Annotated in this window: 37 protein-coding genes and 1 CRISPR repeat array; of the genes, 26 read left to right on the forward strand and 11 right to left on the reverse strand. The window is 40.2% G+C overall.

The window, feature by feature from the left end; translation table 11 throughout:
• Positions 1 to 143 precede the first annotated feature (143 nt).
• A complete protein-coding gene (locus tag ACQ96U_RS15805) occupies positions 144 to 590 on the forward strand; it encodes an AAA family ATPase (protein ID WP_431722223.1) in 447 nt (148 codons plus the stop codon).
• Positions 580 to 1335 carry a tRNA(His) guanylyltransferase Thg1 family protein gene (locus tag ACQ96U_RS15810; RefSeq protein ID WP_431722224.1) on the forward strand — a complete coding sequence of 252 codons (756 nt, stop codon included), beginning with the start codon at positions 580 to 582 and terminating at the stop codon, positions 1333 to 1335. The genes ACQ96U_RS15805 and ACQ96U_RS15810 overlap by 11 nt, the downstream gene beginning before the upstream one ends.
• A gap of 75 nt (positions 1336 to 1410) precedes the next feature.
• On the opposite strand, the gene ACQ96U_RS15815 is transcribed toward ACQ96U_RS15810, so the two are convergent.
• The 11 genes from ACQ96U_RS15815 to ACQ96U_RS15865 form a co-directional block, all read right to left on the reverse strand.
• A complete protein-coding gene (locus ACQ96U_RS15815) occupies positions 1411 to 2082 on the reverse strand; it encodes a hypothetical protein (RefSeq protein WP_431722225.1) in 672 nt (223 codons plus the stop codon).
• 388 nt (positions 2083 to 2470) lie between these two features.
• On the reverse strand, positions 2471 to 3628 hold the full coding sequence (locus tag ACQ96U_RS15820) for an Arm DNA-binding domain-containing protein (RefSeq protein ID WP_431722226.1): 1158 nt from the start codon (positions 3626 to 3628) through the stop codon (positions 2471 to 2473).
• Positions 3625 to 3822: a hypothetical protein gene (locus tag ACQ96U_RS15825; protein WP_431722227.1), complete on the reverse strand. Its 198-nt coding sequence runs from the start codon at positions 3820 to 3822 to the stop codon at positions 3625 to 3627. Before ACQ96U_RS15825 ends, ACQ96U_RS15820 begins: the two co-directional genes overlap by 4 nt.
• A 30-nt stretch (positions 3823 to 3852) precedes the next feature.
• The gene (locus ACQ96U_RS15830) at positions 3853 to 4164 is read right to left on the reverse strand and encodes a hypothetical protein (protein ID WP_431722228.1); all 312 of its coding nucleotides are present in this window, start codon (positions 4162 to 4164) and stop codon (positions 3853 to 3855) included.
• Between the two features lie 48 nt (positions 4165 to 4212).
• A complete protein-coding gene (locus ACQ96U_RS15835) occupies positions 4213 to 4410 on the reverse strand; it encodes a hypothetical protein (RefSeq protein WP_431722229.1) in 198 nt (65 codons plus the stop codon).
• The gene (locus tag ACQ96U_RS15840; protein ID WP_431722230.1) at positions 4407 to 4853 is read right to left on the reverse strand and encodes a hypothetical protein; all 447 of its coding nucleotides are present in this window, start codon (positions 4851 to 4853) and stop codon (positions 4407 to 4409) included. The genes ACQ96U_RS15835 and ACQ96U_RS15840 overlap by 4 nt, the downstream gene beginning before the upstream one ends.
• Before the next feature lie 53 nt (positions 4854 to 4906).
• Positions 4907 to 5587, reverse strand: a complete 681-nt coding sequence (locus ACQ96U_RS15845; protein ID WP_431722231.1) for a hypothetical protein — start codon at positions 5585 to 5587, stop codon at positions 4907 to 4909.
• Between the two features lie 76 nt (positions 5588 to 5663).
• A complete protein-coding gene (locus ACQ96U_RS15850) occupies positions 5664 to 5876 on the reverse strand; it encodes a hypothetical protein (RefSeq protein WP_431722232.1) in 213 nt (70 codons plus the stop codon).
• Entirely contained in the window at positions 5873 to 6265 is a 393-nt protein-coding gene (locus tag ACQ96U_RS15855) for a hypothetical protein (RefSeq protein WP_431722233.1), read from the reverse strand. The genes ACQ96U_RS15850 and ACQ96U_RS15855 overlap by 4 nt, the downstream gene beginning before the upstream one ends.
• Positions 6235 to 6684, reverse strand: a complete 450-nt coding sequence (locus ACQ96U_RS15860; protein WP_431722234.1) for a helix-turn-helix transcriptional regulator — start codon at positions 6682 to 6684, stop codon at positions 6235 to 6237. The genes ACQ96U_RS15855 and ACQ96U_RS15860 overlap by 31 nt, the downstream gene beginning before the upstream one ends.
• Positions 6685 to 6824: 140 nt before the next feature.
• Positions 6825 to 7568, reverse strand: a complete 744-nt coding sequence (locus ACQ96U_RS15865) for a helix-turn-helix domain-containing protein (RefSeq protein ID WP_431722235.1) — start codon at positions 7566 to 7568, stop codon at positions 6825 to 6827.
• 633 nt (positions 7569 to 8201) lie between these two features.
• On the opposite strand from ACQ96U_RS15865, the gene ACQ96U_RS15870 reads away from it, so the two are divergent.
• From ACQ96U_RS15870 to gpW, 24 genes are all read left to right on the forward strand, one after another.
• A complete protein-coding gene (locus ACQ96U_RS15870) occupies positions 8202 to 9125 on the forward strand; it encodes a DnaT-like ssDNA-binding domain-containing protein (RefSeq protein WP_431722236.1) in 924 nt (307 codons plus the stop codon).
• On the forward strand, positions 9055 to 9882 hold the full coding sequence (locus ACQ96U_RS15875) for a replication protein P (protein WP_431722237.1): 828 nt from the start codon (positions 9055 to 9057) through the stop codon (positions 9880 to 9882). The genes ACQ96U_RS15870 and ACQ96U_RS15875 overlap by 71 nt, the downstream gene beginning before the upstream one ends.
• Entirely contained in the window at positions 9879 to 10298 is a 420-nt protein-coding gene (locus tag ACQ96U_RS15880; protein ID WP_431722238.1) for a VRR-NUC domain-containing protein, read from the forward strand. The genes ACQ96U_RS15875 and ACQ96U_RS15880 overlap by 4 nt, the downstream gene beginning before the upstream one ends.
• Positions 10299 to 10489: 191 nt before the next feature.
• Positions 10490 to 11062: a hypothetical protein gene (locus ACQ96U_RS15885; RefSeq protein ID WP_431722239.1), complete on the forward strand. Its 573-nt coding sequence runs from the start codon at positions 10490 to 10492 to the stop codon at positions 11060 to 11062.
• Positions 11063 to 11146: 84 nt separating this feature from the next.
• A complete protein-coding gene (locus ACQ96U_RS15890; protein ID WP_431722240.1) occupies positions 11147 to 11719 on the forward strand; it encodes a hypothetical protein in 573 nt (190 codons plus the stop codon).
• 125 nt (positions 11720 to 11844) lie between these two features.
• A CRISPR array of direct repeats spans positions 11845 to 13433; the repeat unit is 28 nt; unit sequence TTTCTAAGCTGCCTATGCGGCAGTTAAC.
• A 246-nt stretch (positions 13434 to 13679) separates the two neighbouring features.
• Entirely contained in the window at positions 13680 to 14090 is a 411-nt protein-coding gene (locus ACQ96U_RS15895; RefSeq protein ID WP_431722241.1) for an N-acetylmuramoyl-L-alanine amidase, read from the forward strand.
• 3 nt (positions 14091 to 14093) lie between these two features.
• Positions 14094 to 14504, forward strand: coding sequence for a 3TM-type holin (locus ACQ96U_RS15900; protein WP_431722242.1), 411 nt, complete (start codon positions 14094 to 14096; stop codon positions 14502 to 14504).
• 15 nt (positions 14505 to 14519) lie between these two features.
• Positions 14520 to 14738: a phage holin gene (locus ACQ96U_RS15905; RefSeq protein ID WP_431722243.1), complete on the forward strand. Its 219-nt coding sequence runs from the start codon at positions 14520 to 14522 to the stop codon at positions 14736 to 14738.
• Positions 14739 to 14798: 60 nt separating this feature from the next.
• The gene (locus ACQ96U_RS15910; RefSeq protein WP_431722244.1) at positions 14799 to 15545 is read left to right on the forward strand and encodes a phage antirepressor; all 747 of its coding nucleotides are present in this window, start codon (positions 14799 to 14801) and stop codon (positions 15543 to 15545) included.
• 443 nt (positions 15546 to 15988) lie between these two features.
• Positions 15989 to 16390 (forward strand): DUF4259 domain-containing protein, encoded by a 402-nt coding sequence (locus ACQ96U_RS15915; protein WP_431722245.1) that lies wholly within the window; start codon positions 15989 to 15991, stop codon positions 16388 to 16390.
• Positions 16391 to 16497: 107 nt separating this feature from the next.
• Positions 16498 to 17157 (forward strand): hypothetical protein, encoded by a 660-nt coding sequence (locus tag ACQ96U_RS15920; protein ID WP_431722246.1) that lies wholly within the window; start codon positions 16498 to 16500, stop codon positions 17155 to 17157.
• A gap of 113 nt (positions 17158 to 17270) precedes the next feature.
• Positions 17271 to 17582 (forward strand): hypothetical protein, encoded by a 312-nt coding sequence (locus ACQ96U_RS15925; protein ID WP_431722247.1) that lies wholly within the window; start codon positions 17271 to 17273, stop codon positions 17580 to 17582.
• 92 nt (positions 17583 to 17674) lie between these two features.
• Positions 17675 to 17986: a hypothetical protein gene (locus tag ACQ96U_RS15930; protein WP_431722248.1), complete on the forward strand. Its 312-nt coding sequence runs from the start codon at positions 17675 to 17677 to the stop codon at positions 17984 to 17986.
• Between the two features lie 80 nt (positions 17987 to 18066).
• Entirely contained in the window at positions 18067 to 18441 is a 375-nt protein-coding gene (locus ACQ96U_RS15935) for a tetratricopeptide repeat protein (protein WP_431722249.1), read from the forward strand.
• A 15-nt stretch (positions 18442 to 18456) separates the two neighbouring features.
• On the forward strand, positions 18457 to 18741 hold the full coding sequence (locus ACQ96U_RS15940) for a hypothetical protein (protein ID WP_431722250.1): 285 nt from the start codon (positions 18457 to 18459) through the stop codon (positions 18739 to 18741).
• Between the two features lie 78 nt (positions 18742 to 18819).
• Entirely contained in the window at positions 18820 to 19182 is a 363-nt protein-coding gene (locus ACQ96U_RS15945; protein ID WP_431722251.1) for a hypothetical protein, read from the forward strand.
• A gap of 109 nt (positions 19183 to 19291) precedes the next feature.
• On the forward strand, positions 19292 to 19789 hold the full coding sequence (locus tag ACQ96U_RS15950) for a zinc-ribbon domain containing protein (protein ID WP_431722252.1): 498 nt from the start codon (positions 19292 to 19294) through the stop codon (positions 19787 to 19789).
• 21 nt (positions 19790 to 19810) lie between these two features.
• Positions 19811 to 20215 carry a hypothetical protein gene (locus tag ACQ96U_RS15955; protein WP_431722253.1) on the forward strand — a complete coding sequence of 135 codons (405 nt, stop codon included), beginning with the start codon at positions 19811 to 19813 and terminating at the stop codon, positions 20213 to 20215.
• Positions 20216 to 20299: 84 nt separating this feature from the next.
• A complete protein-coding gene (locus ACQ96U_RS15960) occupies positions 20300 to 20845 on the forward strand; it encodes a DUF4124 domain-containing protein (RefSeq protein WP_431722254.1) in 546 nt (181 codons plus the stop codon).
• Positions 20846 to 20911: 66 nt separating this feature from the next.
• Positions 20912 to 21316, forward strand: a complete 405-nt coding sequence (locus tag ACQ96U_RS15965; protein WP_431722255.1) for a hypothetical protein — start codon at positions 20912 to 20914, stop codon at positions 21314 to 21316.
• Positions 21317 to 21447: 131 nt separating this feature from the next.
• Entirely contained in the window at positions 21448 to 22683 is a 1236-nt protein-coding gene (locus ACQ96U_RS15970) for a hypothetical protein (RefSeq protein ID WP_431722256.1), read from the forward strand.
• A gap of 243 nt (positions 22684 to 22926) precedes the next feature.
• Entirely contained in the window at positions 22927 to 23406 is a 480-nt protein-coding gene (locus tag ACQ96U_RS15975) for a DUF1441 family protein (protein ID WP_431722257.1), read from the forward strand.
• Entirely contained in the window at positions 23387 to 25441 is a 2055-nt protein-coding gene (locus ACQ96U_RS15980) for a phage terminase large subunit family protein (RefSeq protein ID WP_431722258.1), read from the forward strand. Before ACQ96U_RS15975 ends, ACQ96U_RS15980 begins: the two co-directional genes overlap by 20 nt.
• Positions 25438 to 25638 (forward strand): gpW family head-tail joining protein, encoded by a 201-nt coding sequence (gpW, locus tag ACQ96U_RS15985; RefSeq protein ID WP_431722259.1) that lies wholly within the window; start codon positions 25438 to 25440, stop codon positions 25636 to 25638. Before ACQ96U_RS15980 ends, gpW begins: the two co-directional genes overlap by 4 nt.
• Positions 25639 to 25747 lie beyond the last annotated feature (109 nt).

Raw genomic sequence — 25747 nt, forward strand, 5'->3', positions numbered from 1 at the left:
GTAATATTCCTAGGAATGACAAATAAAATTCCTTCCAAATCTAGTGTTATGTATATTACTATTTCTCCTCTATCGATAGAGTCATAATAACCTCTATCACTTTAGTGCTGGATAGCAAATTGTTTTGATATGAGTTTAGAAGTATGAACGGAGTTATTTTTATCGGGTTGCAGGCGAGTGGAAAGTCTTCATTTTTCTTAAATCAGTTTAATAAGACTCATTTGCGTTTGAATATGGATATGCTGAGGACAAGACACCGTGAGCGTATTTTATTTAATGCTTGCCTAGAATCTAAGCAGCCATGTGTAATCGATAATACTAACCCTACGCGAAATGATCGAGAAGGTTATATAAGCGGCTTTAAAGCTCATAGGTTTGAGGTAACAGGCTATTATTTTTCCTGTAAGCTTGAAGAGTGCCTAAGGCGAAATAGTCAACGTCTTGGCAAAGAATGCATACCTGAGATTGGGATCAAAGCGACTTATAAAAAGCTTGAGCTACCTGAGTATAATGAAGGATTTGATAAGCTTTACTATGTCAGGTTGTCTGAAAATGGTTTTGTTGTAGACGAGTGGAAAGATGAAGTTTAGTGAGTTAGATGCAAAGATGCGGGTTTATGAAACCGCTCATGATCATAGTGTACTACCTGGTATATACATAGTCGCTAGAATTGATGGCCGCTGTTTTACGTCTCTAACAAAAGAAAAGCATAATTTTCAGGCTCCTTACGATCCTAAGTTTAGAGACATTATGGTTGAAACCGTCAGCCATCTAATGCAGTGCGGATTCAAGGTTATCTATGGGTATACCCAGAGTGATGAGATATCGCTACTGTTTGACTTAAATGAGAATACCTTTGACCGAAAAGAGCGAAAACTTAACTCTGTCTTGGCGGGTGAAGCCAGTGCTAAGTTTAGCCTCCTGCTGGGTGATATGGGTGTTTTTGACTCTAGGATTAGTCAATTGCCATCCAAACAGCTAGTGGTTGACTATTTCCGTTGGCGAAATGAGGACGCTCATAGGAATGCTTTAAACTCTCACTGTTACTGGGCCTTAAGGAAAGAAGGTGTTTCTCCTAGAAAAGCGGCAGCGACTTTTAATAAGATGTCAGTGGCTGAAAAAAATGAATTCCTATTTCAACGAGGAATTAATTTTAACGATATCGAAAGCTGGCAGAAAAGAGGCGTTGGTCTTTACTGGGAAACGTATGAAAAAGAGGCTTATAACCCTCAGACGGATGAGCATGTAAAAGCACTTCGTAACAGGCTCAAAGTAGACCTTGATTTGCCAATGAAAGATGAATACAGCCAGTTTATAGAAAAAATTATTGGCTAATACTCTGAATAAAGAGGTGTATAGGCTTTTCCTATACACCTTGAATCATGCAAATAAAAAGTAAGTTGGCTAACCTTACCTAACCGGCTGTTCCCACTCAGAAAGCGTCATGTTCTCAACGGGTAAATCATTTAGGTAACTATACTTTTTCTGTACCAACTTTATGTCTTGATCATACCTGTCGGTTATTTTTATCTTGAATGTTCCTGTAGATGCTCCAATTATAGCTTGGTCAACTAAAGGGAGAAGAGGACCTGCTCTTAACTCGTCATCTTTAGTTTTATCAATTATTTTTGCATCCATATGACCCAAATAGATTACTTTATTGTCTGGAATCGTAATACTTTTAGATAGAGGTGTTGAAAATACGCCCATTATAGGAAACCATCCTCCGCGAGCGATTAGGTCGGTTAAGATGTACTTACCAGGTTTGACCTGGAAGCTGACAATGTACTCATTATATTGACTCTCTACCTCTTTGTATGGATCTTCCACTGCAAATGAGAAACGATTATTGTCTTTCTCTTTATCTTCAAAAACGATTAAACTATGAACATATGGTTGGTATGCTATATTGTTTTTATTTGATATTTTAAGAGTAAAAAATGCAACTGATTCTTTTGAAGTATCGACGTTAGTCGTATCATCTGTAAATGCAGCATCTTTTCGGGTAGCACAGCCTGTAAGAAACAGCAAACTAACTATAAGACTACCGGTTAATATTTTTCTTAGAGTAATTGTTGTCACTACTTCACCTAAACAACTTAGTCACAGATTTGTTTGGTATTCAAAATTAACTACTTTTTCCAGGCAATAGGAAATCACTTAGGCAAAAGTCCAAGATGATGTACTAGAAAATAGTTTGAAATGATACAGTATTTAAATTAATGCAAGCCTATAATTATAGGCGCCAATAATAGGCTTAATTTCAACAGCAATAGTTAACTTGGATACACTAAGACCTCTATCCAATAATTAAAAAATTAATACACATGGAGGGTTGTGTTTGGAAAGAGTGCGAATTTTAATAAAGTTAGAACTACATTACAAGCAATGTGTGAAACTATATTACAATAATTATATTCTCCTAAACTGCGTGAATTAAAAATTTAACTTCAGCTATTAGTGAATCAGACTACCACTCATACTTAGGCTTGTACTTAGCATTATCCCCAGCCTCTTCAATAAACTTACCATAGTGACGGTTGATCATCTCAATACCCTGATGACCCATTTGGCTGGCGATCCAAAAAAGGTTTTCATTACGGGCGATAAGTAAACAGGCATAGGTGTGGCGTGTTTGGTAAGGATTTCGGTACCGTAAGCCACTACGTTTTATCGCTGGAATCCACGCTCGTTTTCTTAATTGCTGGTCATCTGCCCAAGATTCATTGGTTCTAGGGTTATGAAACACGAACTCACTATCATGGGTAAACTCAGCTTGGCTCTCAAGTGCTTGAATAGCGGAGGGAAACAAATAGACTTCTCGCTCCCCTTTAACGCCAGTCTTTGTGCCTTTCAATTCGCCTTCGACTTTGGCTTGGTCGATCAACACACTTTGATGTCTAAGGTTAACTTTTTCCCAGGTAAGTCCAATTAACTCACTGGTTCTAACCCCAGTGTAAAAGGCAAACTGAAATGCATTACGTTCTTGTCCTTCCATGACACTCAACAGCTGGTTGATTTCATCGGGGGTGAAAGGATCTATTTTAAAATCACTCACCTTAGCTTGCTTGTGGATAATATCATCCAATGAAATCGCATCCATCGGTGAGTGAAGGATAATACCGTCGACTACTGCTAGCCGGAGTACTTTCACCAACGGTATTAAGTGGTTAGCAATTGTCTTACGTTTACATCGTTTTGATTTTATCCACTGCCTAATTCGTCTGGGGGTGAGTTCAGTGACTAGGATATTGCCGAACTCAGGGAGCAGTTGTCCGTGTATGGAGCGGCGATACCTTACTGCTGTGGATGGTTCTACTGTCCTTGGGAGATCTGTCAGATACTCTTCTAGTAAATCAGCAATCCTTAGGTTTTTTTGTTGAGCCTCACCAAATGTATTGCACTTGGGCGATTCAGGGAAATACTCACTGTATTTAAATAAACCCCGCTCAATTTTACTAATAATCTCAGCACGTAGAGCTTCAGCATACTTGATATTGGCTTTATTGGGTTTAATTTTCAGTGTTTCCCTGCATTGAACACCACGGTATGAAAAAGCGATCTGCAAGGACTCAGAACGAATGTTTTTCCGGATGCTAACACCAATAGGTAATTTACTGTGTGTCACGCATGCCTCCTAGGTTCACTTTTTTGCGCCCACTGTTCGACTGCTTCAAGATTGACCCATATACGCCCATCACTGCATGTGCGGTATTCTCTATCTCGAAGAAATACGCCAGTACGTTGCTTATTAGTAAAGGCATGGCGAGTGTCACCCGAAAGCTCTAAATATTTTGCAAGTTTTACCCATTTTAATTGCATTGTTTTCCCTACCTAATGCGTTAATTGTTATTAAGCGGATTGTTGTGTGCGAACAGCTTCAATCTCATCCCGTATTACAGGTACATCACGAGGTGCACGGATATGAAAGTTCACCTGGTTCATCGCTCTTTCACTTATGAACTCATTACCTCTGTGAGGATAGGGGGTGATGGTTATCGACTTACCCAATTTAAAAGCCAGTGTGTAGGCAACGGTCATAATGCGCACGCGATGGCCATAAACCAGCGTTATTTCTGCATTCTTTGGGTTTCTACCCCGTAGAATAAGTCGGAAGTCTCCTACTCGCAGAGACTGTCCAACCTGGCGACCTAGTATCAACATGATTCACTTCCTGTGTTTACTGCCCATGTATAGGCAAGTGTTATACGCTTACTGTGTTGTATCCTCATTCTTAACCGCGTTGAGCATGTTGCTGATAGCCTGATTAGCGAGCCCTGCAGCAAGATCCAGTGACAGCTCTGTTGCTAGAAACTGCATACCTCTTCTCCGCTCGTGTTGAAAACGGATGACGCGTGTATTGGGTTTCCAGGGAGTAAATTTGTTTTTATCCTTGGCTTTGATGCTCATTGTTTTAGTCCTGCGTTAATGTGGTAAGAAGTGCTGTCTGTGGATAACTTCTTTTGCAACTCTTCATGCGCGGAGTAGTATGGATTTACGACATCCAAATCCAGGATGAGCTTGGTACAGATGGCTTGTAGCTGGAATAAATAACGCTCAAATCCAACGAGCTTGCCAGTTTGGAGTGATATAGCTTTACCACTGCTATCCACTACAAGGGCATATTTACAGTTGTAGTCTTGTATATTGGGTTGTGAGTCAAAATAAATGATCGACACAAACTTCAGTTGGGTCGTGTGAAATGAAATTTGGCTAACAGGTTCTCCTCTTACAATACCCGCATACTCCTTGAACGTATTAATCAGCTCGGAAAGTGTTAATTCCCTAGGAATGTCTTTAAACAACGAGTCAAAAAAGTGTTGTATAGATTTGTTTTCGGCTGTTGCACTCACAATATTAATTCCTGTATTGATGTCGCAAGGGGGCTTACTGTGGATAACCCAGGTTAATATTCTTCACACTCTGGGTAGTAAGGATCTACGTCATCAAAGTCCAGGATAAGCTTGGTACCTGCGGTATACAGCTGAAATAAATCGCGTTCAAAACTGTATAACTTACCGATAAAAAGCTTTTCACCATATTTAACGTCATCAATTTCTATTGAGTTTATGGTATGATCTTCTTCATTAACTGTTATTTTGAACTTACACTGATAATTGCTTTTACCGGATTCTTCATCAAAATAAATAAGTGAAAGTGAGCTTAATTTCTTGAAATTGAAAGTAATATGATCATCCAGTTCATCTTCTTTATTAACTACGTACTGTTTAAAGTCTTCAATCAGCTCAGAAAACTTTATTTCCTTTGGTGCAGGCGCTAGTAATTCTTCCAGATTGCTTTCAATTTGTTTTCGACCTTCTTCAAAGACAATGGCATCTAGCTTTGCTTTGATGACCTTGAGAATAAAATCGTTGTAACCTCCAAGGTATAAGCTTTCCATATTGATATTTAATGCCTTTTTAATCGCTTCTTTAAGTTGCCCACCAAAGTCAGAGTAAGGTTCTAGGCAATCTTCAACCGCACTTTTAACGCTCCGCTCAACGTTTGAAGCAATAATTTCATTGATTACGCCTGTGTCAGCCAGATTATTAAATGCACTGATCACTGCTGTTTCCATCTCTTTCATATCGTTCCCTTTTTTTAGGCAATAAAATGCCGTTGCTCATACCTGAGCGTGTTAAAAAATAAATTTATGTTATGTGTTAGTAGCCAGCAGGCTCTATTAATAATTTGCGATAAGTTTTACGCAGTAAATAACGTAGTCGTAGCCAAAGCGCTGTATTTACTTCTCGCTTAAGTTGAGAATCGCTGGAAATTTTATCCCAAACTAATTCTGCTTCTGTTTGATTCCTCCTTTTGATCTGATGAACTTCTAACGCCGCTGTTGAATGAATAGGAGAGGCCATAGGTTTCATGCAGCCTCCTGCAGAACATAGTCAACAGCATTTTGTTGGTTGACCGCCTTGGTAAATAACTGCAGGCATAAACTAGCGTGTTGTTTGTTTTTGCTGTGGATAACCAACAAGCTTTTTTCAGCGTTAATACACCCGGTAATAAATACATTGATAAAGAAAGGCTGATGTTTATCTAACTCAGGTAATGTCATCTGCAGGTGAACACGAAAAAATAATTGGTTATCCACAATGGCTAATGTGCTACAGCCATTGATGGGGACAAAACACACCTGACATTTAAAATCGTGAGTGGATGAAACAAGGCTTGTTGTTGATATGCCTCCTACTAAGTGTTCGACAAGATAATCCACATTACTTTTCAGCTGATAAACAGTGGCATACTCTTCCATGAGTTTTCTCCTTTAGGGTAATCATCATCCAGTGACATATACTCCGGTCGTCGTGATGTGCGTTGTATAACCCGTACTTGCCTGGGTTTATTTGGGTTGTCGTTTACAACGAGTGCCACACTGTTGATAGTGAATACCGCTAAAAGCATGGCAATCATAGGTGGAATTTTTAACCTGATAACATTGAGACGAATAAGCTCGGCCACCAAGTGGGCTCGGTTTGTCGTCTTGAGTTTGTAGTGAGCATTTTTAATCCGACGGCTAACACTGCTAGGTTCAATATTATGATCCCGTGCAATAGCCTTATCCGTTTTTCCAGATAGAAGACCTAAGCAGTAGAGTGTTTCGCGCGGGGCAAGGTAGGGATTGGTAAGGCGTGCTTGCCAGTGTCCGTCTGATGTTGTGACTGTGCTATCCATAGCGTTCTCCTTTGCTATGAATAACTATTACCTACAATACATGTGATGTCAACAGATGTATTGTTAAATATTTCATTTTGAATAGTTTTGGTGTTGTTTTTTTGTGTGGTGTGCAAGTAATACAGATTAGATAATGAAGCCTACTTATTGCGCTTAATCAGGCTGGCTAGCGCTATTACTGCATCAGCTTCTTCTTGATTAATTTTTGACTGAGATGCAAGTGAGTAAATTATTGAAGCTGCTTTTTTGACGTCTTCAAGCATTTTATGTCTACTTTCCTCAAGGTGTTTTTCCAGCTCTTGAGAAGATTCTTCAGGATGCTCTTCTTTCCATTTTGTATCGATTACTTCTTTATCGGATAGTAACCAACCTAATGGTGCACCAGTAATTTGGCTGATAAGTTCCAGCTTTTTTTGTCTAGGAATAATCCTTTTCTTTGGATCAGAGCTTTCCCATAGAACAACTGTTCCTCTAGAAACGTTGCATTTTTCAGCAAACTCTTCTTGAGTTAGACATGCATCAATCCTTGCTGCTCGGATTCTTTCCCACATGGCACTATTGGTGTGGTTAGTAACTTCTTGACGGTGTTCCATGATTTCAGATTTTAACCTGTTTTCTAGCTCTTTAGTTTTTAGGCAAGGATTTTGTTCTAGGAGGAGGGAGTTTATTTCTGATGTATCTGATATAAGCCAGTTGTAGGGGGTGTTTGTAGCTTCTGCTATGTTATGAAGCATTTTGTTTCTTGGGCGAGAGCGCTTCTTAGGATCAGGATTTTCCCATAGTCCGACTGTTGGACGAGCAACTCCTAACGCATCCGCAAGCTCTTCCTGAGTAAGTCCAGAAGATGTCCTGGCTATTCTGATTCTTTCCCAAAGTTGACTCATACTATACGAACAATATTGCTTTGTATTGTTAAGGTTGCTAATCTTGCACTGTAACAATACAATTAGGCTGGTAATGTATTGTTAACATAATAATAAACAACAAAAGACCGGCACACCCTGGGGTGTCCGGCCATATAAAAAAACAGTACAGGGTGTTATTTCTAAGCTGCCTATGCGTCAGACAAATGACTGTACAGCGGCTCAGGAACACGTTTTGTATTGTATACACTATACAAAATTCGGGGTGTATTGTCATTAGGCTTGATTGTGCTGTATATCTGGACAGTGGCTTGTCAAGGAGGACTTATAGGGACATAAATTCATTTCACTTAAATAAGTATCCATTAATTCAATAAATATTAACGACGCCTTTTGTTCATAAAAAAGGCGAGAGAATTTTTATTGTCTTAATTTTTTGTGAATGACGAATTGGAAAAAAATGTTGAACAGTTCAGCAGGATTTTTTTCACCCTGAATTTATTAACGGGTGTTTTTTCTTACAAATTTCAGGCAGAAAAAAAACTGCTTACCCGTGAGAGATAAGCAGTTTTTAATTTGACAAAGAGACTTAGTAATTATGGATAATCCAAACGAAAAAAACAACAGTTTTTCCTATTTTTTTAGGAGGATGGTATGAGCATTCATGCTATGACCTGGGCTTTTTCCCTTCAACAATTGGACCCTCATAAAAAAATAGTGCTTTTATCTCTGGCAGATAATGCCAATGACGAAGGATATTGTTGGCCATCGATGGAAACCATTGCTAAAAAATCCTCGATGTCTAAATCCACTGCACGACGTCATATTAAATCGCTCGAAACACTCGGATTACTCACTAAACAAAATCGAGTGAAAATTAATGGCGCCACCGGCACAAATTATTTTTTATTACACGTAGGTGCCAAACCAAAAGACCCTGAGCCAGATAAAGAGTCACTTACACCAGAGACCGAACAAAATGAGGGGTGTCAAATTGAACCCCCTACAACCATAGGGGTACCACCTAGTGACACCCCTATAACAGAAGGGGTGCCAAAGCTCTGCAAGGGGGAGGGTGTCAGAGCTGTGACACCCAAACCATCAATAGAATCCCCAATAACTACTACTACGACCGCGCGCGAGGATAATGATCCAGCGCTAGAAATTTTTAATCGTGGAGAACCACCCCCGAGAAAAAATCCGGTGGCCAAACCCATGACCGACAATTGGGAACCTGATTGGCCATTGCTGGAAGCAAAACTACTGCGCGCAGGTATTCCCAAACAATTTGCCAGTGAACAACGAGACGAATTTGTTTTGTACTGGGTGGGTGAGGGTAAACAACACCCGTCGTGGGATGCCAAATTTTTTAATCACCTACGACACCAGTATCGACGGTATCAAGCTCAGCAAACCAGGGAAAACCAGCTTCAACACGCACTCAACGAGAAAAACAACACTCGGGTAAACATCATCAACCACGAAAAACACACCATGGAGGTGAGTTATGCACAGCGGACGGCAGTTACTTCAGAAAACGATTCATTCCGTCAACGACTCGAAGACACAGACTGGTGAACAGCATACGACAGGTGAAGACCAACGTCAGCAACACGCGCAAACGGTGTCAGCATTACCGGCAAAAGCACAGCGTGCGCTGATCAACAAACTGTTTGGTATGTTTGAAACCGTGTGGCCCCTGCAGTTCAAAAAGGCCTGGCCGTTGGATGTACCCACGTTGGCCAATAACGGGGTTAACCTGGATTACAAGCTCCGGAGTGCCAAACTGCAGTGGTTGAACAACGAACGTTTTCAACAACTCACACCCGCTCAAGTGGAAAAGGGTATACAACGCTCGGAGTCTGAATCTCGATTTATGCCCACGTTGGCGGACTTCCTCCACTACTGCACGACCGTTGATCACGAACAGCATGGCTTATCCTCAGTTGAACAAGCCTGGCAGGAAGTAACCCGGCATAGCCACGAGCAAATGACACACAACTGGAGTCATGAGGCCGTCTATGCGGCGGCTAAAGCCACAGACTTCTTTCGCATACGTTGTGCTCAGGGTGATGAAGTAAAAACGCTGAGAAAGACCTTTGAGAGCCTATATCGGCAATTGTGTAACCGTATTGCACACGGCGAACAGATACCCGACGTCAGACCAGCGTTAGAAGACGCTAGGCGTCAATCACTACTGGATATCAACGAGCAGTATCACGAAGCTAAGCTGCAGGCTCAGATCAAAGCCCAGGGTTTACAACAACTGAGGTCAGCTAAATCGGCGTTAGCTGCGATGAGATCCCGCTTAGCCAATGGAGCTAACTCAGCATGAAACAAAACAAATACATCAATCATTTAACCCCAGCGCACATTGCTAAACGACGGGATCTCGAAGGACAGGAACAGCAAGCATTATTTATCTGGATGTATACACGTTACAGAACACTTTATGACTGTGCTTTTCATGTACCGAATGGCGGCCATCGTCATGTTGCTGTGGCGAAGAAGTTGAAAGGCGAGGGCGTTAAAGCAGGAGTGCCGGATATTTTGATTTTACAACCGCGTGGTGGGTATCACGGACTTGCCATCGAGTTTAAAGCAACGCCGCCGAAAAGTGCGCCAGTGAGTGACTCACAGCTTGAATGGATCAATAGGTTAACAGAGAACGGGTATATGGCTGTTGTCTGCAAGGGCTTTGCTGCCGCAAAGGAAACAATAACTAAATACGCCCACCTGCCTGCAGGCTAACCATAAACGATAGGGTATTTAAATCACGGCAGTTGATGCTTGAGTTATCGGTAGAAAAAGTCATTGCTTCGTAATCTCTTTCTGGGCTACTGAGCACTACAACGAAGCAATGAAAGGTACGCAGTTTTTAAGACCAATAGTTAGATTCGTAGTAAACGAGAAAGTTTCTCACCCAGTTACAGGACGTACACATGAATACATATTCGCATACAGCACTTTGCCAGGTTGCCAAACGGTGGCTACTAAAAACGGTTGGTTGCTCCGTAGCTTTTGCCGAGCTGAAAGCAAACTCACTGACGCTGGAAGAACCTGATGCGATAGGTTGGATACGGGGCGGTAGAGATTCTTTTCTTATTGAGGTTAAAGTCAGTCGCGCGGACTTTCATGCGGACCGTAAGAAGTTTTTTCGACAACACCCTGAATTCGGTGTTGGTAAATATCGGTATTTTATGACGCCACCCCGACTATTAACAGTTGAAGATTTACCACCTGGTTGGGGGCTGCTAGAGGTTCATGGAAAAAAACGAGTGAAATTAATTCACGGCCAGCATCCTAAAAAACAACAACAAACTGAATTTATATTCCAACCAAATACCCAGGCGGAACTCGCCATGCAGACTTCAATACTACGACGTACTAGCCTGAGGATTGGTGATCTACAAACGTTTAATGCCGTCATCGTGCATAACTATGAACAACGTGTACTTAGATTAAAAAAAGAAATACGCACGCTAGAAGCCGAGAAGAAAGTGTATTTAGTTTAACAGGATGAAGGGGTGTGGTGATTTAGTTTTTCTAAAGGACACCAAGAGGACATGAATGTCATGAGACCATTTAAGGAGTAATGTATGGCCAACGCAAGTGTCATGGCGTTATTAGGGCATCGAACCGTTCAACACGATGTGATACCAGGCGGAATTCCAAGACTTACAGCGGAGGACGTGGCTGGCGCATTAGGGATGGCCGATATATCACGAGAAGCGTACTTATTTGGGTTACTGAAGTACGTGGGAGACAAGACAGTTATTCACGAGCTGGATAAACTCACGCAGCGTGCAGTCATTCTTTTCGGGCTTAAAAATAAATGGCGAGCACCTTTCGCAGATGACGACAAGCGCAGTATGTTTTTTTTCTTACAGCTGGGGCGATTGGTAATAAATGAATTAGTGGGGGAGAATATTTGTCCGACATGTAACGGGACGGGGGTGTATATTGCAAAAGCTCGAAAGTGCTCTTGCTCAAATGGTAGAAGGCCAATGCCAAAAGCAAGCATGGCGAAGTTCTGCGGGGTAAAACCAGAAGCGTGGAAGAAGACATGGCATGACCGATATACTGCATGTGTGGCAGAGTTTTACCTGTGGGAAACAGAAATTACCACAGCCATTTCTTCCAAAATAAATTTATTTCAGCAAACAAGTTGATTTGGTACCGTTTCAGGGGTATATTTTTTCCAGAATCCATTATTCCGTCTAAAAGATTTTCATATCTAAAAAGCCTCCCAAGTTATTTAATATTTAAAATAAAAAAAAGCCCGGTAAATAGGGCTTTTGGGGTCTGCCTATGCGGCAGTTAACACGACAGGCAAAACTATGGAATAGCTTTAAATTTTCTAAGCTGCCTATGCGGCAGTTAACCAAATCGAGCAACAGTTTGATGATCTGGAACATTTCTAAGCTGCCTATGCGGCAGTTAACTATAGTGTAATTTCTAACGTGGTGATCTTGTATTTCTAAGCTGCCTATGCGGCAGTTAACTCGATGAAGTTGAAAGTAAGCTATGTCGTATTTTTCTAAGCTGCCTATGCGGCAGTTAACCTTCTGTATCTCGTCGTAAACTTTTTTATGGATTTCTAAGCTGCCTATGCGGCAGTTAACGGATGTATTGCAGTAAGCGAATATGGCTACCATTTCTAAGCTGCCTATGCGGCAGTTAACAAGCGTGAAGAACCTACATTTGAACTTAACTTTTTCTAAGCTGCCTATGCGGCAGTTAACTTTTAGACTCAGCTTTCAGAAAATCACAATATTTTCTAAGCTGCCTATGCGGCAGTTAACGATGACTTACGCGAAAAAGTACTCACATTAAATTTCTAAGCTGCCTATGCGGCAGTTAACAACTCCAGAGCAGTATATTGCGGAACTAGGTTTTTCTAAGCTGCCTATGCGGCAGTTAACTATAGTGTTAGTACCAAAAAACAAAGACCAATTTTCTAAGCTGCCTATGCGGCAGTTAACTGTACGAATAAGCACCAACATAGCATCGAATATTTCTAAGCTGCCTATGCGGCAGTTAACGAGGTAGGTGATGGGTCTGTATAAACAACACTTTTCTAAGCTGCCTATGCGGCAGTTAACATCTTTGCATCTATGCTGTGTATACCATTACTTTTCTAAGCTGCCTATGCGGCAGTTAACGCGCTGCACGCTGTATATCTGTTAGCGTTTCATTTCTAAGCTGCCTATGCGGCAGTTAACTTATTACTTGTCATGTTAGCTTTGTGGGCACATTTCTAAGCTGCCTATGCGGCAGTTAACAGGATACTCCCAGAGGTGGTAATAGCTCCTAATTTTCTAAGCTGCCTATGCGGCAGTTAACAATCAGGGGTATATGGAGTTGTTACTGAGATATTTCTAAGCTGCCTATGCGGCAGTTAACTTTGGCATCTGGAGTTCACCCTCTCTCTTTAGTTTCTAAGCTGCCTATGCGGCAGTTAACGCACCGAACCATCATCACACTTACTACATATATTTCTAAGCTGCCTATGCGGCAGTTAACTCCTGTTTCTTTATCATTTATTTCACCACATATTTCTAAGCTGCCTATGCGGCAGTTAACGATTGATTGTAATAGTAGTGATCAATCAACTATTTCTAAGCTGCCTATGCGGCAGTTAACGAAATACGCTGCCTTATTTACACATAGGTGGTTTTCTAAGCTGCCTATGCGGCAGTTAACGTGCTAGCCTTAAGCGATTTGCCGCTATACTATTTCTAAGCTGCCTATGCGGCAGTTAACATGTTATCCCTGAAGACTTGTTACTTGGTAAATTTCTAAGCTGCCTATGCGGCAGTTAACGTTAATGGTAAAATCGTTGATGATAGCCACAATTTCTAAGCTGCCTATGCGGCAGTTAACTAGAGCTAAAACTACTGAATTACTGATTGTTAAAGAACTGTAGCCTGATTTGGGGTGTTTAACCCTTTTTTTACCCACTTCTATAACTTCTTGATTCTCAACGAGTTTAAAACAGACCAAAAAAAAGGGTCAAATGAAATTTTAGTTGTAAGCCTGTTATGACGTTTGTATGACAATTAAGCGTTCTTAAATATACCTGTAATAAGCCCGTCATAGCGGGCTTTTTTTGTTTTAAGGAAGAAATCTATGAATATTACCCGACTAATTGTGCATTGTTCTGACTCACCGAATGGAAGGGATGATTCAGCCGCAGATATCCATCGTTGGCATATAGGTCAGGGTTGGGTAGGTATTGGTTACCATCGTGTTATTCGACGTGATGGACAAGTAGAGCATGGACGTCCTGATTACTGGATAGGTGCTCATGTGGCTGGACACAATAGCACAAGCTTGGGGGTGTGTTTAATTGGTCGTGATCAATTTACTGATGAGCAGATGCAAAGCCTGGAGCGATTAATACTGGAGTGGAAGATTAAATATCCTGATGCTGAAGTGTGTGGCCATTGTGATTTAGATATGCACAAGACATGTCCTAATTTTGATGTGAAATCCTGGTGGTCTGTTGTCAGTGATATTGATGAGTTTAACCGCGTGTAAAAGATGAATATTAATAAGCTAATCCCTGACATTGCTGGTTCCATCATGAGTGGCCTTGATGATTTATTTACCAGTGATGAAGAACGACTAAAAGCCCGGAATAAAACCCTCGAAACACTTAACCAGCCGCATATCCTCCAAGCCTTAACCACACTAGAAGAAGCTAAGCATCCATCCATTTTTGTATCAGGTTGGCGTCCTGGCCTGGGTTGGTTATGTGTAGGACTACTGATGTATGCCTGGGTACTAAGAGATCTGATTATCATTGGTCTATCCCTCGCTAATCGTACCGATGTCGTTGAAATGCTGCCCACCATTGATACCAGCCAGCTCATTACTTTGGTCTTAACACTATTGGGGTTAGGCGGTATTCGCACCATGGAAAAAGTGAAAGGTGTTGCCCGGCAACGATAGACAATGGTTAGCCCGATGATTACCGAGAAGATAATTTCTAACGCACCTTATGCGGCCAGTGCCGTGACGGTTATTGCAGGATTTACGGTAAAAGACTGGGGGGTGATTATCGGTGTAATCCTGACGTTTATAACCGTTATCGTGAATTGGGTTTATAAGCATCGGCAGGATCAGCGTGAATCTGCTTTGTTTAATCAGAAGATAAATAACCATCAGAAACATAAAAACAATTAATAGTTGTGCACGGCCCACTTCGGTGGGCTTTTTTTTTTAAATATATTAAGGAAAATAAGAATGAACGTAATACCTTTTAAATTTAATACATCTGCAGTGCGAGTGATTAACAAAGAGGGTGAGCTTTGGTTTGTGGCGAAGGATGTGGCAGAGGTATTGGGTTATGCAACCGCGTATAAGATGACTCGCTCTTTAGACGGAGATGAAAAGGGTACCCACATTATGGGCACCCCTGGTGGAAGCCAGGAACTACAAACGATTAACGAGTCTGGGCTGTACTCAGCTATCCTTAAAAGCCGTCGACCTGAAGCCAAAGTATTCAAGCGCTGGGTAACACATGAAGTACTGCCTAGTATCCGTAAAAATGGTGGTTATATTGCTGGTCAGGAAAAAGATGATCCAAGCCTGGTGTTAGCAAAAGCGTTGCAAATGGCTCAATCCATTATAGAAACAAAAACGGTCCAGTTAGATGCAGCTAAAGAAGAGATTAAAGCTGTGCTCCCTAAGGCTGAAGCTTTTGAGAAAATAGCAGGGGGTGATGAGAGCTACTGTATTACTAATGCAGCTAAAGACTTACAGATGAAACCAAAGGATTTATTTAGCTGGTTATCCACAAACAAATGGATTTATCGTCGCCCAGGTGCACCTGGTTGGACAGCCTACCAAGATAAAATTCAACGTGGCTTTTTAGTTCATAAATTCACAGCGATTGAACATCAAGATGGTTCAGAAAAGATAGTTGATCAAGTACGTTTAACAGCTAAAGGTGTTGCAAAGATAGCTCATCAATTAGTTCAATATCATTAAATAACGACTTCTCCCTGTAATGTCCCTTGCCCACTACGGTGGGCTTTTTTTAGATTATGAGGTACTAAAAGAGTGAGACACTATTTTAAAAGAACCTGAACACGCTTTTAAAGGAATTAAGTGAATCAGTCAGTTCAGTAAATTATATTCTTGATTAATTATAGGGTTGCCTCAAAATCACTCTCATATATAGCGACAGTTAATTTTCCTAAAGTGACGTAATATATTACGTCACTCTGACGTATAATAACCGTTCAAATATTAGTTAACTCTTTTAGTATTAAATAGATAGCTACATAATATAATGAGTATAAACTAGGCTTAAAAAGTGCCAGTTGCCTATAATTTATTGAGGTGTTATACGTCACGGTGACGTAATATCTTGCGTCAGACTGACGTTCATTAATAGTTAGCTGTAATGAAATTCAAAGAAGGAGAATAAAATGGGAGCATGGGGAATGGGTGTCTTTGATGATGACACCTCATGTGATTTGTTATACGACGCTATGGAAACTGATGCTAAATCCTTTATAGGAAAAGCGGCTACGCATAAAGACTCCGAATACTTGGAATATGAAGAGTGTCATGAAGTAATTGTATCGGGCTCAATACTGGATTCGATTCTTAACGGAACGGAATATTCACATGAAACGGAAGGCTATGATGATTGGGTTGCTAAACAAGATAAGTCCGGGCTTTCTGGATATAAGGCGAGCATTGTTTCTGGATTGAAGCTCGTACTCTCTAATAAATCAGAGCTGAACGAACTGTGGCAGGAAAACGAAGAAGACTATCCTGTATGGAAAAGAAATATTGAAAATATTATATCTAACCTCAGCAGCTAACATGGCCATCAAATTGACAGATTTCCGTTGCGTTTTTTGTGTTTAATAACAAAAAAAACTCCACTACAAAACTGCAATTTATGGCAGCGTTAGAAGCATGGAGAGATATGAGCATTAAACAAGAATGGCAAAGGAAGTGGAGAGAGGCTTTAGGTGAACCCACTGATTCAATGCCTGATATCAGAGATGATTATGCTCTTCATTTCGACATATGGAATGTTGGTGATGAAAAGCTAGAACAGTGCTTTTCTATATTCCCCAATGGCGATCGATTACTTAAAAGAATTAACGAAGTAAGAAAAACTCATCCTCAATCAGCAGAAATTAGTGATGAGAAGCTCTTAAACAAACTTGATCAACTTAATGAAGATATCGAGAGTGTACTGCGAGAATTTGGAGATGAAGAACTCATCAAATTAAATGGAGAAAAGTCTGCGGCCAAGAAACGCTCCGTTTATCGAGGCAATGAAATACTGAGACGTGAAGTGCTAAAAAGTGCTGATTCACCCACTGTGCATTTAGATGATGAGCTTTGTGAAATCATTGAAAAACACTGCGGTGAGCAAGGTTATGAAGCATTTTTCTTTTTAAGTGAGCCACTATATCAATTGTCTGGTTGCTATTACACAGTATCGCACTGGATAGCCTGGGCAATGGTAGAATCCGAGTATAGTGCCGATCCATATCACGAGGCATTTGAATTATATAAAATTAAGGCGCAGGCGGGCTGGTTAAATGATGAGCAATTTATTTACATCGCCAACTAAGCTTCTAACAAGTAACAGCAACGGACTGTCAAAAGTGTCACGCCTTTTGTTCCAAAAGCCGCGCCAATTTTGCCAGCCGCTGTGTTAGGCGTTAGAAGCCTAATGAGATTCTGATGCAACCAGGAAATATCTTGAAAATTGATAGCCTTGATGATGGCTGGAAAGACAAAGACAGTGTGTTGTTGCACGCTTGCTTTCAGTTGCTTAAGGATTGTGTAGAAAAAGAGCATCTGTTCACTGGTCACACTGACTGGGAAGCTGACGAAAAGCATCAAAAAGCAAAGAATGAGCTTGAAGTGCTTTATTCATGGTGGCAGAAAAGAATAGAAATAGAAGATCAATGCGGTTTAACTGAGCAGCAATACGAAGAAGATGATCGTATGCTTCACAAACTTATTGAAGTCAGGTGGGCACTTTGGACATAGCTACTAACAATCCAAGGCTAGGGACAAATTACCTGCGCTTCGCTCCGGCAATTTGCCCCAGCTTGCGGCGTTAAGTTTCTTTAGGAGTTTGGATGAAAGAAGAAACTGTAGTTATAGTAAGTATTTTTCTAGGGCTTCTTTCTGCATTTACGATATGGAAAGTAACGGCGGGTCATTCCGTTGAAAAACGATCACTGTTACGTGCTACTCCAATTGCTTTATTTTTTACGCCAGGGCTTTTAGTAGGTGGTCACTCGTTCTCTTTAACAGTGGCTATCTATGTGCCTTTCTCAGGCTATGATGATGTTTTATTAACTGGAGTACTTCCAATGATAATTTCTTGGGTTGGTCTGGTTACTGTTTTTTGGGTGTTATCGAAATATATTGAGCGATCGAAAAATTAACAGACGTAGGCTGTCGGAACAATTTTCTGTTCCTGTGTCGCTACAAACTGCCCGCAACGACGAACGTTATGTGTATAAGTATGGATAGCGAACAACTTTATAAACAGGCAACTGCTTTTGAAGCAAAAAAAGACTTTGCTTCAGCCTTACCTATTTATAAACAAATAACCTCGAATTCTGATGATCCAAGGTTTTTCATTGCTTTTGGTCGATGCTTGCAAAAACTAGGGCATTGGAAGCAGTCAGTTGCACCTTTAGAAAAAGGGATAGCATTAAAGCCACACTACTGTGAAGGTGATGCTCGCCTGTTCCTTGCAGAGTCATATCTAAAAATCGGAAAAACAAAACAGGCAATCGCCCAATGGCACCATGTCGCAAAAATGAAACCTGAGTACCCTAGTTATGAGGCTGTGCCAAAAGAAGCGAAAAAAATGTTGGCTCAATACGCAAAATAAGGCAAGGCACCAACTATGATCAAAATTGATACCCAGCCAGTAGTTTACTACTCACAGCTCGATGAAGATCATTTCTTTACTTGGGCACAGGAAATTCCGTGCGTAAAAAGTATCGATCAGGGGTATCTGCACATTGATGAAACTGAAATCGATGAAGAGGCATTGAGAGATTTACTGGCTCTTTTGGAACGCTACCAGTTATCAGCAAAGTCGCTGGCCGATTTATGCACACCTGAAAATGAGTTATGGTTTAAAGATCGAAACAAATACTGGTACGACGGTATTTTCGGGAATTTTTAACAAGCCGCTCAAGCCGACCGGTATTACGCTATGTTCCGCACCATCGGCTTAGCCTAGCGAAAATATAGGTTATTAAATATGGAAGAAAATACTAATGCCTACAAGCCTCCGAATTTAGATATAGAACCAAATAAACCAGAAAATAATAAAGGGTGGATTTTTTTAGCAATATGGACTATTGCTCTTATTATAATAAATATTACTCTATCTTTTATATTGTCTATTGGTCAGCTCGATGGTAAATCGATAGGTTTAGTTATTGGTTTCGTGTTTGGAAATGTATTAGGATTACCAATCATTATTTTGGCTTTATCTCAAATATGGCGAAAACATCGTAACGTAAGGTCAAGGATTAAAGCTATTCTATACCCATCGTATCTTGTGCTTTTCTCGCAGGTTTCATCATTTTTTAGTTTAGTAAGTGAGGTTGCAAACAAATAGCTTATAACAAAGCGTTCAACAATAACTTTTTTCATCGTTTATTTTTCGCTTAATAGCACAGAACAATCAAGTATAAAAAAGCCTTTTAACGCGGAGTTTGCACATAGTAATGTCGAAGAAACGAAAGACAAAGTATAGAGAATATGTTACCCACCCGAGGTATGGTGATAAACCAATTTACTCTGGTGCAACTTTCCCCGTAGAGAAAATTCTTCGCGCACACTGGCAATATAAAGCAGACTCCATTTTTCCCGAAACGGCGATTGAGGCTGATATTTCCAAACAGAATTACTCAACGTATCCAATTTGCATATATGTGGATATCGAAAAGAAATGTGTGCAATGTCAAAGATGGTTCATTTTTTATGCCCAGGAGCAAAAATACTGGCTTGAGTATCTTGGTTTCTATGTCGATGCTGATTGCACTAAGTGCATTGATTGCCGGAAAAAAGAACAGTCAATTAAATTTCTCATACATGAGTATGAAGTGTTAGTAAAAAAATCTAATAGAACCGAACCTGAGACATCGAAATTAAAGAATATTGCGCTAGAGCTCTTTCAGTTAGGGTATATAAAAAATCAAAATAAATTGAATGGAATTAGTTAGCTGGTTGTGGTGGAAAAAAACATGAGCAACAAAGCAATGACACTCGTCTACTTAGCATTGATACTAATTCTAGCGAATGCATTTGGAAGTCTTGCATTTGCTGCATATTCAGGCTTGGAGATCAATACTTCAACAGTCTTGCCTAGGCTCGGCCTAGTCTGCTTTTTGTGCGCAATGGTGTATATGGAAAGGAATTGGGCGAGGCTTACAGTGGGTATCCTCGCGTTTGTTGCGGCTCTGGGATCGGCTTCAACAATTGCGATTCATTATTACACTAACGCCCCAGGAACTCCTCATCTATATTTTTACCTACAGGTTGGTGTTTTTTTTACTTCAGCCTTTTTGCTGTTATTCCCTAAGTCAGTAAGGCAGCACTTTAAAGCAGTCAAAGTAACATCTGATGGTAATAACATAACAAGACCATGAACTCTACCGCTTTTCGATGTGTTCCAAGCTACAATTTATAGCAGGGTTATAGCTTTTGAAGTTTTATATAATGGGTAGCTGGTTATGAATAGATATGTATTAACTAGTTTGGTAATAGTGTTTATTATGTCAAATTTTTCACATGCCCAGGTATATAAATGCACTGATTCTAAAGGAAAAATCACTTATCAGGAAAAAACTTGCAATGTGAATAGTGAACAACGCGCTATCAAAATAAGAGAGGGTCCATCAAAAGAAAAAATTGAAGAAGCAATTGAAAAGGCATCCTTTATAAAGAAAAGAGCTGAGGCTGAAAAAGCCGAAAAGGCCAAAGAGGCTGAAAATAAATATTTAAAACAATCTAGTGTTAAAGAAAAAGAAAAGAATAAAAAGGAATCTATTTGTAAGGAATATATTGCTAGATATGAAGCTGAAAAAGAAAAAGTTATAAGTGACTGTAAGCGAAGGAGGGAAGTGTATTGTAAAGAAACTCCTATTAAAATCTTGAAAATACAAAGGCATATCTGGATGCGAACAGCATCTGATAATGAAATAAAGGGGTATAAAAGACCAATAATATTCGACTATGTACAGACTCTAAAAAATCATAAGTGTAAGTTTAAAGAGTGATTTTTATAATGAGTAAGTGGGTTAATTAAACCAGCTTGTAAATATATTTTGTAGATGTTATGAAACATGAAATTTATTAAGAGCTTTACTGTATTATTCGCTTTAATGCTTTTTGGGTGTGCCCCAAAAGGCCATTTGGAATGGCTGGATGGTGCATGGATTCTAGATGGAGATTTAACCATAAAGGAACACACTGGAAGTGAACTTCCTGAGCTTGTGCTGAAGGCTATTAACTCCTCATCTGATGAAATGGCGTTTGTCTTTAAGGGTAATAAAACTACATATACACCAATTGACTCTGTCGAAGAACAAGAAACTTGGTTTAAGTGGAAGTTAATAGAAGATTCAGAAAATAGTTTATTGATAGAGTTGCCAAAAGGTAAACGGCTACGTTTTTTTAAATTTGAACAGTGCATTGGGTTATTAGTAGATGCTTATTCTTATACTGAGTATTATTGTAAGGCTAGGTAACAAAGCTTGGTTTTTGGAGATTGTTTATTGAGCCACTTAAAATAAAAAACTAACAGCTCATCAGCTAAATATTAGTTTGGTTACACACTCTACTAAAGTTAGGCAAAGGTTTTTGAAGGAATATATTTATCATGTATTCAAGAAGACTTGTTCAAACACTTTTGGCTACGGTTGTTATTGCTCTGGTTTCTGTGAGTAGTTCGGCTGCTGAGAAGCAGACCAAGCTTATCTCTGAAATTGAGTTTAAAGATCCAAATTTTAAAAGTTGTGTATTGGAGTCAAACTATACAAGCGTCAATGAAATAGTTAAGTTGGATTGCAAGGATAGAGGGATTCGTGATGTTAGTGAAATAAAGCTATTTAAAAATATTAAGTCGTTAGAGTTGAGTTTAAATGAATTGGAAGAAATTGATGTTGCTCATAATAAAGAACTTATTTATTTGTTTTTAAATGGTAATGAGCTTGGGTCGATTGATGTAAGTGAAAATGTGAAATTGATTGCGCTTTCATGTGGTAAGAATAGATTAAGCAACTTATTTGTAGGGAGTAATATAAATCTTGAGATGCTTGTTGTTGATGAGAATAGTATTAGTGATTTGGATTTAAGAACTAATGTAAATCTTGAACTATTCAGTAGTCGGGGTAACTCTTTATCAATGCTTGACTTGTCTCGTAATAGCCAATTACAAAAACTTTACTTGTATGAAGATGATATTTCAGTAATTGATTTGTCGAAAAATAATTTGCTGCTTGAGTTGAGCATTGGAGGTGCTGCTTTAACGTGGTTGGATTTGTCTCATAATTTTTTGTTAGAGGTCTTAGAGGTAAGAGTTAATAATTTAAAAAGACTTGATATCTCAAAAAGTTTTATTATCAAAAAAATATATATTGTTAATGGTATGCTGGAGAATATAGATCTATTAAAATTTGATAGTCTAAAAGAATTAGCTGTTGTTAATAATATGTTGAGGTCTATTGACTTATCTGGAAATACTTTACTTGAATATCTGGATTTAAATGGTAATAATCTTAAGAGATTAGATTTGGCTAATAATCCTATACTTGCTACAGTACATGTTAATGACAATAGCTTGGAATATTTGAATGTATCGAATAATTTTGTTTTGGTTGAATTACGAGCTAATAATAATAGGTTAAAAAATGTTGATTTTTCAAGAAATATTGACTTGGAGTATGTAGAGTTAAGGGGCAACGAATTGGAAAGGCTTGATGTGTCAAACCTTGAAAAAATATTGTATTTTGCTGCTAATAATAATAGCTTTCAGGAAGTGTTGATTAATGCTAACAGTGATATTGCCTCGTTTGATTTAGATGAGGGAGTAGCAGTAAAAAAAGTTGAGAAATAAAATCTTTTACTTGCTTTTGTAAGTGTTTTTTTCGTCTATATTAAAATTTAATTGAATTTATCAAAAAGATAAAGGTTTTTGAAAAATATGGATATATGGGTCCCTCCTGACACTTTTATTGCAACACGCTGGTCCAACCCTCGCGATAAACGCAAAAATTTCGGCCTAATACGCCGCACCACCATATACCCTTTTCGTTAATAAAAACAAACACTTAAAGGTGCGACATCTGAGGCGAACACGATGACTTTTCCTTTGATTGAAAAATGGAGTATTAGCCAAATGGCACAGCTCTTTAATATGTGCCGCAAAACCGTTTCAAAGCGACTGAAAGAGATGGAAATTAAACCGGTTGGTAAACTGAAAGGCTATGATGTGTATGCGTCTGACCAGGTTGGGCCGGCGTTATTTGGTAGTACTGAATTATCTGATCTGCATGACCCAGAAAAAATGAAGCCTAAGGATCGCAAAGACTGGTTTCAGGCGGAAAATGAACGTCTTGATTTTGAACTGCGTGAAAGTCAGCTCTGTGAGGCTGAAGACGTGCGTCGTACACTGAACACGGTTGTTCAAGTCCTGATTCAGGCCTGTGAAACCCTACCAGATCATTTGGAACGCAAATGCGCATTACCTCCCAAAGCCCTAACGGCTGTTGAAAACGTTGTAAATGATGTACGGCAGTCGTTGTATCACCAACTAAAACATGCACTGCGAAACGAATAATATTGCCGATGATGTTGCTGAAATCATTAAACCACCCAGCCGGTTATCCGTTAGTGAGGCGGTTAAACAAACTCTAAGAGTTCCCAAAAATAACGGCAATGGAAGTGATCCCTGGTCCCCGGAAATCACACCTTATATCATCGAGCCACTGGATTGTTTAAACAGTCGTGAGTATACCGCTGTCTTTTTTGTTGGGCCGGCACGTACGGGTAAAACCCTGGCCTTTGGTGAAGGCTGGTTAAGCTACGTTATCGCTCATAATCCAGGCGATATGCTGATTGTGCAAATTGCCAAGGAAAAAGCACAGGAGTATTCCAAAAAGCGGGTAGATCGAGCGATTCATTGCAGCCCTGAGTTAGCAAAACGTTTATCACCACGATCCCATGATAATAATGTCCACGATAAAATATTTCGGGCTGGTAATTATTTAAAAATCGGTTGGCCTACCAAAAACATCTTATCCAGCTCAGACTATAAATATGTTTTTCTCACGGATTATGATCGCTTAAAAGTCGATATTGATACCGAAGGCGATCCATTTACCCTCGCCAAAAAGCGCACCACAACCTTTATGTCGAGTGGGATGACCGTGGTCGAGTCCTCTCCCGGTAAACCCATTATTGATTTACGTTGGGAGGCGAGTACTCCTCATGAAGCTCCGCCCTGCCAAGGTATTTTAGGGTTATATAACCAGGGGGATCGACGACGCTTATATTGGCCCTGCCCACACTGTCAGGAATGGTTTCAACCCATCTTTGAACGACTGCATTGGGAGAAGCACAGTGATCCGGTTAAGGCATCAGAAAGCGTTTATATGCGCTGCCCTCATTGTCAGCAGCGTATTGAACCGAGCCAAAAAGATGAGCTTAACAATCAGTGTCGTTGGCTGGGTGAGGGTCAACAGTTAACTGCGGCAGGTGAGGTCATTGGGGAAAAACGACAATCGCGGTATGCCAGCTTTTGGATGGAAGGCCCAGCAGCAGGGTACCAAACCTGGCAAGAACTGTTGTATACCTACTTGTTAGCGGAACAGCATTATGAACAAACAGGAAGTCAGGAAAAGTTTAAATCAGTATTTAATATCGATTTAGGCCGCCCTTACTTCCCGATTCTTAATGAGTATCAGCGTACCGCCAAAGGCTTAAAAGCACGAGCAGAACCCTTAACAAAACGCACGATACCTCATGGTGTCCGGTTCTTAACCGCTGCCATCGATGTGCAAGCCGGTAGTCGTCGCCGGTTTGTGGTGCAGGTAGAAGGCTGGGGAGAAGGGTTAGAGCGATGGCTCATTGATCGCTTAGCGTTACGGTATTCCCCGTATCGCACTGATGAAGATGATGAACGTTTACCGATTCATCCAGGTGCTTATGCTGAGGACTGGGATGTATTGCTGGATAAGGTATTGAATAAAGCCTATCCCTTAGCTGACGGCTCTGGTCGGGTAATGGGTATACGCATGGTGGCGTGTGATTCCGGTGGTGAGGATGGCGTGACGGATAATGCTTATGCCTTTTACCGCAAAGTCAAAAAACAAGGCTTACAACACCGCTTTATGCTGATTAAAGGTGACCGCCATACTCAGCAAAAAATGCGGGAAACCTTTCCGGATAATACCCATAACTCGCAGCGTAAAGCCAAAATCTACGGTGATATTCCGTTACAGCTATTGAATACCAATTTATTCAAAGACGCTTTAAATAATGTTTTGGATCGGGACATACCCGGGCCAAAATATTTTCATTTTCCCGATTGGTTGCCCTTAAGTTTTTATGAAGAACTCACGGCAGAAACCCGTAACGCTGAAGGCAAGTGGGAACCCCTCGGCGGACCTAACGAAGCTTGGGACTTGTCCGTGTATAACGGCGCTTGTGCCCACAAGCTGCAAGCCGAAACCATTAACTGGGCTTACCCTCCCGCTTGGGCGCAGCCATGGGACGAAAACACGCTGGTTTTCGACCCTGATATTACGAGCCTTAACGAAGTCTCAAAACCAAAACCGTTAGATCTATCTGCATTAGGGAGAGCGCTCGGATGAATGCCGAACAACGTTTATTTGAAGCACGACAGGCTTTGCATAAATTACGCACAGGGGATTTACGGGCCTCCATCCGTGATGCGGATGGGGCGATGGTGACCTACCATAAACCTGAGGATTTAAAGCATTATATCCAGCAGCTCGAAGCCGAAATTAATCAATCCAAACAACGACGAGCGTTTAAAGTAATATTTTAGGCTGAAGCTAAAAAGTACCAGAAGGGACATCAAGTGTGCAGACAATATAGCCTGTCATAGCGAGCATAATTAACGAAATTGTACCTATAAATAAGGCCAACATAAAAAA

The organism is Zooshikella sp. RANM57 (assembly GCF_050749885.1).
GTDB lineage: Bacteria > Pseudomonadota > Gammaproteobacteria > Pseudomonadales > Zooshikellaceae > Zooshikella.

What these genes read in the sequence shown, in the direction of transcription:
- ACQ96U_RS15805 (WP_431722223.1), top strand. Translation starts at nt 144, where the DNA reads ATGAACGGAGTTATTTTTATCGGGTTGCAGGCGAGTGGAAAGTCTTCA.
- ACQ96U_RS15810 (WP_431722224.1), top strand. Translation starts at nt 580, where the DNA reads ATGAAGTTTAGTGAGTTAGATGCAAAGATGCGGGTTTATGAAACCGCT.
- ACQ96U_RS15825 (WP_431722227.1), bottom strand. Translation starts at nt 3,822, where the DNA reads ATGCAATTAAAATGGGTAAAACTTGCAAAATATTTAGAGCTTTCGGGT.
- ACQ96U_RS15830 (WP_431722228.1), bottom strand. Translation starts at nt 4,164, where the DNA reads ATGTTGATACTAGGTCGCCAGGTTGGACAGTCTCTGCGAGTAGGAGAC.
- ACQ96U_RS15835 (WP_431722229.1), bottom strand. Translation starts at nt 4,410, where the DNA reads ATGAGCATCAAAGCCAAGGATAAAAACAAATTTACTCCCTGGAAACCC.
- ACQ96U_RS15845 (WP_431722231.1), bottom strand. Translation starts at nt 5,587, where the DNA reads ATGAAAGAGATGGAAACAGCAGTGATCAGTGCATTTAATAATCTGGCT.
- ACQ96U_RS15850 (WP_431722232.1), bottom strand. Translation starts at nt 5,876, where the DNA reads ATGAAACCTATGGCCTCTCCTATTCATTCAACAGCGGCGTTAGAAGTT.
- ACQ96U_RS15855 (WP_431722233.1), bottom strand. Translation starts at nt 6,265, where the DNA reads ATGGAAGAGTATGCCACTGTTTATCAGCTGAAAAGTAATGTGGATTAT.
- ACQ96U_RS15860 (WP_431722234.1), bottom strand. Translation starts at nt 6,684, where the DNA reads ATGGATAGCACAGTCACAACATCAGACGGACACTGGCAAGCACGCCTT.
- ACQ96U_RS15865 (WP_431722235.1), bottom strand. Translation starts at nt 7,568, where the DNA reads ATGAGTCAACTTTGGGAAAGAATCAGAATAGCCAGGACATCTTCTGGA.
- ACQ96U_RS15870 (WP_431722236.1), top strand. Translation starts at nt 8,202, where the DNA reads ATGAGCATTCATGCTATGACCTGGGCTTTTTCCCTTCAACAATTGGAC.
- ACQ96U_RS15875 (WP_431722237.1), top strand. Translation starts at nt 9,055, where the DNA reads ATGCACAGCGGACGGCAGTTACTTCAGAAAACGATTCATTCCGTCAAC.
- ACQ96U_RS15880 (WP_431722238.1), top strand. Translation starts at nt 9,879, where the DNA reads ATGAAACAAAACAAATACATCAATCATTTAACCCCAGCGCACATTGCT.
- ACQ96U_RS15885 (WP_431722239.1), top strand. Translation starts at nt 10,490, where the DNA reads ATGAATACATATTCGCATACAGCACTTTGCCAGGTTGCCAAACGGTGG.
- ACQ96U_RS15890 (WP_431722240.1), top strand. Translation starts at nt 11,147, where the DNA reads ATGGCCAACGCAAGTGTCATGGCGTTATTAGGGCATCGAACCGTTCAA.
- ACQ96U_RS15895 (WP_431722241.1), top strand. Translation starts at nt 13,680, where the DNA reads ATGAATATTACCCGACTAATTGTGCATTGTTCTGACTCACCGAATGGA.
- ACQ96U_RS15900 (WP_431722242.1), top strand. Translation starts at nt 14,094, where the DNA reads ATGAATATTAATAAGCTAATCCCTGACATTGCTGGTTCCATCATGAGT.
- ACQ96U_RS15905 (WP_431722243.1), top strand. Translation starts at nt 14,520, where the DNA reads ATGATTACCGAGAAGATAATTTCTAACGCACCTTATGCGGCCAGTGCC.
- ACQ96U_RS15910 (WP_431722244.1), top strand. Translation starts at nt 14,799, where the DNA reads ATGAACGTAATACCTTTTAAATTTAATACATCTGCAGTGCGAGTGATT.
- ACQ96U_RS15915 (WP_431722245.1), top strand. Translation starts at nt 15,989, where the DNA reads ATGGGAGCATGGGGAATGGGTGTCTTTGATGATGACACCTCATGTGAT.
- ACQ96U_RS15920 (WP_431722246.1), top strand. Translation starts at nt 16,498, where the DNA reads ATGAGCATTAAACAAGAATGGCAAAGGAAGTGGAGAGAGGCTTTAGGT.
- ACQ96U_RS15925 (WP_431722247.1), top strand. Translation starts at nt 17,271, where the DNA reads ATGCAACCAGGAAATATCTTGAAAATTGATAGCCTTGATGATGGCTGG.
- ACQ96U_RS15930 (WP_431722248.1), top strand. Translation starts at nt 17,675, where the DNA reads ATGAAAGAAGAAACTGTAGTTATAGTAAGTATTTTTCTAGGGCTTCTT.
- ACQ96U_RS15935 (WP_431722249.1), top strand. Translation starts at nt 18,067, where the DNA reads ATGGATAGCGAACAACTTTATAAACAGGCAACTGCTTTTGAAGCAAAA.
- ACQ96U_RS15940 (WP_431722250.1), top strand. Translation starts at nt 18,457, where the DNA reads ATGATCAAAATTGATACCCAGCCAGTAGTTTACTACTCACAGCTCGAT.
- ACQ96U_RS15945 (WP_431722251.1), top strand. Translation starts at nt 18,820, where the DNA reads ATGGAAGAAAATACTAATGCCTACAAGCCTCCGAATTTAGATATAGAA.
- ACQ96U_RS15950 (WP_431722252.1), top strand. Translation starts at nt 19,292, where the DNA reads ATGTCGAAGAAACGAAAGACAAAGTATAGAGAATATGTTACCCACCCG.
- ACQ96U_RS15955 (WP_431722253.1), top strand. Translation starts at nt 19,811, where the DNA reads ATGAGCAACAAAGCAATGACACTCGTCTACTTAGCATTGATACTAATT.
- ACQ96U_RS15960 (WP_431722254.1), top strand. Translation starts at nt 20,300, where the DNA reads ATGAATAGATATGTATTAACTAGTTTGGTAATAGTGTTTATTATGTCA.
- ACQ96U_RS15965 (WP_431722255.1), top strand. Translation starts at nt 20,912, where the DNA reads ATGAAATTTATTAAGAGCTTTACTGTATTATTCGCTTTAATGCTTTTT.
- ACQ96U_RS15970 (WP_431722256.1), top strand. Translation starts at nt 21,448, where the DNA reads ATGTATTCAAGAAGACTTGTTCAAACACTTTTGGCTACGGTTGTTATT.
- ACQ96U_RS15975 (WP_431722257.1), top strand. Translation starts at nt 22,927, where the DNA reads ATGACTTTTCCTTTGATTGAAAAATGGAGTATTAGCCAAATGGCACAG.
- ACQ96U_RS15980 (WP_431722258.1), top strand. Translation starts at nt 23,387, where the DNA reads ATGCACTGCGAAACGAATAATATTGCCGATGATGTTGCTGAAATCATT.
- gpW (WP_431722259.1), top strand. Translation starts at nt 25,438, where the DNA reads ATGAATGCCGAACAACGTTTATTTGAAGCACGACAGGCTTTGCATAAA.